This window comes from Roseateles sp. P5_B10 (genome assembly GCF_056400485.1).
In genome coordinates, this window is record NZ_JBFULE010000564.1 from 1 (window position 1) to 3,533 (window position 3,533).

Consider the following 3,533-nt stretch of genomic DNA (forward strand, 5'->3'; position numbering starts at 1 on the left):
GCGCCTGACCGCGCTGGCGGCCTGTGCCTCGCTGGACGATGCCGTCGCCTTGCTCGGCCTGGCGCGCGAGCGCGCCGGCGATGCGCTGACCGGCTTCGAAGTGATGAACCGCGCCTCGCTCGCCCTTGTTGCGCGCGAGCTGCCGCAATTGCCCCAGCCCTTGCCGGCCGCGGCATGGACCGTGCTGCTGGAGTTGTCCGACGCCGAAAGCGCCGAGCATGCACGCAGCGTCTTCGAAGGTCTGCTTGAAACCGCGCTCGAAGGCGGCTGCGTGCAGGACGCGGCCGTTGCCCAGAACATCCAGCAGGCCAAGGCCTTCTGGCATCTACGCGAATCCATTCCGCTGGCCCAGGCCCAGGCGGGGCTGAACATCAAGCATGACATCTCGTTGCCGGTGTCGGCCATTCCCGGCTTCGTCGCCGAGATGGATGCGGTGCTGGCGGCTTATCTGCCCGGCATCGAGGTCATCGACTTCGGCCATCTGGGCGATGGCAATCTGCACTACAACGTGCAGGCGCCGGCCGGCGTGGCGCCGGCGGAGTTCCTGGCCGCGCATGAGGCAGCAATCAACGAACGGGTCTACGACGCCGTGCAGCAGCGCGGCGGCTCGATCTCGGCCGAGCATGGCATTGGCCGGCTCAAGCGCGACGAGCTGGCTCAGCGCAAGGACCCGACGGCCCTGGCGCTGATGCGGGCGATCAAGCGGGCTCTCGACCCGCTCGACCTCCTCAACCCTGGGCGGCTGGTGTAACGGCGACGCGGCGGCCGGTCACGAAACGGCCGGCCTTGACGATCAGGCGGAACACGAAGCGCACCATCACCAGCGCCAGCACCGCTTCGATCAGCGTCAGCACGAAGGCGCCGACCAGCGTGAACCGCGGCACGCGGCGATGGAACTTGGCCAGCGCATGGTCACGGGCCAGCTCGATGCTGTCGTAGAAGGTCGGCACGATGAGCAGCGTCAGCAGCGTCGACGTGATGGTGCCACCGATGATGGCCACGGCCATCGGGCGGTAGAACTCGCCGCCTTCGCCGATGCCGATGGCGACCGGCATCATGCCGGCGATCAGCGCCAGCGTCGTCATCAGGATGGGACGGAAGCGCTTGCGGCCTGCGTGCATCAGCGCTTCTTCGCGATCGATGCCAGCCTTCTCCTCCTGGCGCGTCGCGTCCAGCAGCAGGATGGCGTTCTTGGCCACCAGGCCCATCAGCATGATGACGCCGATCAGGCTCATCAGGTTCAGCGTGCCGCGCGTCAGGATCAGCGCCAGCACGACGCCGATCAGGCTCAGCGGCAGCGACAGCATCACGGCGAACGGCGCCGTGAAGCTGTTGAACTGGATGACGAGCACGAAATACATCAGCGCGATACCGGACAGCAGCGCCGTGATCATGGCCGTGAAAACAACCTGCTGGTCACGTGCCGCACCGGCCAGCTCGATGCCGAAGCCGGGCGGGAAGTCGATCTTCTCGGCCAGCTTCTTGGCTTCGGCGGTGATCTCGCCGGACGAGCGGCCCTGGGCATTGGCGCTGACCGTGATGGTGCGCTTGCCGTCGCCGTGCTGGATCTGGCCCGGGCCCTTGCCCATGGTGACGGTGGCGATCTGGTCCAGCGGCACCATGCGGTTGGTGCCGGTCACCGCGATCGGCAGGCGCTCGATGTTGGCGGCGTCGACGCGGTCGCTCGGGTGCAGGCGGATGGACACGTCGCGGGCCTCGCCGGTCGGGTCGATCCAGTCACCGGCCTCGACACCGGCGAAGGCGACGCGCAGCGCCTGGGCGGCGTCGTTGACCGAGATGCCCATCTGGTTGGCCAGGCTGCGGTCGAGCTCGATCTGCAGCTCGTTCTGCGGGTCCTGCTCGGAGTAGCCGATGTCGACCGCACCCTTGATGCCCGCCATGGTCTTCTGGAAGTCCTGCGTGATCTGCTGCAGTCGGCGCGTGTCGGTGCCGTAGAAGCGGATCTGCACGGGCTTCTGGGCGCCGTTGTTCAGGTCGTCGAGCACGACGTACTCGGCGCCAACCAGGCGGGCGACCTTCTCGCGCAGCTCCTTGGCGACGTCGGCGGCCGAGCGCTGGCGCTCGGTGCTCTTGCCAATGTCGACGTAGATGCGCCCGCCGCTGGCGTTGGGATAGGAGGTCGTCGCCTTGGTTTCCTTCATCGTCGAGGCCAGGGCAGCGGCCGCGTCGAGCTTGAGCTTGGAATAGTCGAGGCTGCTGGAGGCGGGGCTGCGCACCTCGATGGCCAGGAAGCCGGCATCGGCCTGCGGCAGGAAGCTGGAGCCGCCGAACGTCATCTGCAGGAAGATGGCGCCGACGAGGCTGAGGACCGCGAAGGCCGTCATCCAGCGGCGGTGGTGCAACGCCCAGGCGATGACATGGCCATAGCCGTTGGCCACGCCGTCGAACCAGTGATTGAAGCGCTCCAGCAGCCGGCCGAACCCCTTCTTGGGCTGCTCGTGGTAGCCCACGGGGTCGCCCCAATAGGCCGACAGCATCGGGTCGAGCGTGAAGCTGATGATGAGCGATACGACGACCGAGGCCACGACGGTCAGCGCGAAGGGCTTGAACCATTGGCCGGGGCCGTTGCCCATGAAGGCGACCGGCACGAAGACCGCGACGATGGCGAAGGTGGTAGCAGCCACGGCCAGGCCGATCTCGGCGGTGCCCTCGCGCGCCGCAGTGACGCGGTCGCTGCCGCGCTCCATGTGGCGGACGATGTTCTCCCGCACGACGATGGCGTCGTCGATGAGCACGCCGATGGCCAGCGACAGGCCCAGCAGGCTCATGAAGTTCAGCGAGAAGCCCATCAGCCAGACGGCGATGAAGGCGGCCAGCACGGACGTGGGCAGGGACAGCGCGGTGATCAGCGTCGAGCGCCAGCTGTTCAGGAAGGCGTAGACGACGAAGATGGTCAGCGCGGCGCCAAACACCAGCGCATCGGTGACGTTGTGCAGGCTGTTCTCGGCATCCTTGCCGCCGTCCTGGGTGATCTCGAGCGTCGTGCCCTTGGGCAGTTCCTTCTCGATTTCCTTCAGCAGCGTGCGCGCGCCGTTGGCCACGCTGACGGTGGAGGCATCGCGTGAGCGCGTGATGGAGATGCCGACGTTGGGTCGGCCGTTGCGCAGCGAGTAGCCGGTCATCTCGGCGAAGCCGTCCTGCACCTCGGCCACCTGGCCCAGGCGCACGACGGTGCCGCCGCCGGTGCCACCTGTGCGCTTGATGATCATCTGCTCGAACTCGGCCGGCGACTCGAGGCGACCGAGCAGGCGGATGCTCTGGTCTTCCAGCGCGCCACGCACCTTGCCGACTGGGGCGGTGGTGTTCTGCGCGCGCACGGCATTCAGCACCTCGGTGACGGAGACGCCGAACTCGCGCAGCTTCTCGGCGTGCAGCAGGATGGACAACTCGCGCTTGAGCGAACCGTTGACACCCACCGTCGACACGCCTGAGATGCCGCGAAAGCGCTCGGCAAGCTTGTCCTCGGCCAGGCGGCTGAGCTGGGCGTGCGTCAGCGTCGTGCTGGACAGCGA

2 protein-coding genes are annotated in these 3,533 nt (G+C 67.5%); one reads left to right on the plus strand and one right to left on the minus strand.

Translation table 11 applies throughout. The annotated features are described in order from the left end of the window. Positions 1 to 751 (plus strand): FAD-binding oxidoreductase (locus AC1DU6_RS23855; RefSeq protein ID WP_477860094.1); only part of this gene is annotated, 751 nt, incomplete at its 5' end. Here AC1DU6_RS23855 and AC1DU6_RS23860 read toward each other — a convergent pair. Continuing rightward, positions 729 to 3,533 (minus strand): efflux RND transporter permease subunit (locus tag AC1DU6_RS23860; RefSeq protein WP_477860096.1); only part of this gene is annotated, 2,805 nt, incomplete at its 5' end. The two genes, AC1DU6_RS23855 and AC1DU6_RS23860, sit on opposite strands and share 23 nt — an antisense overlap.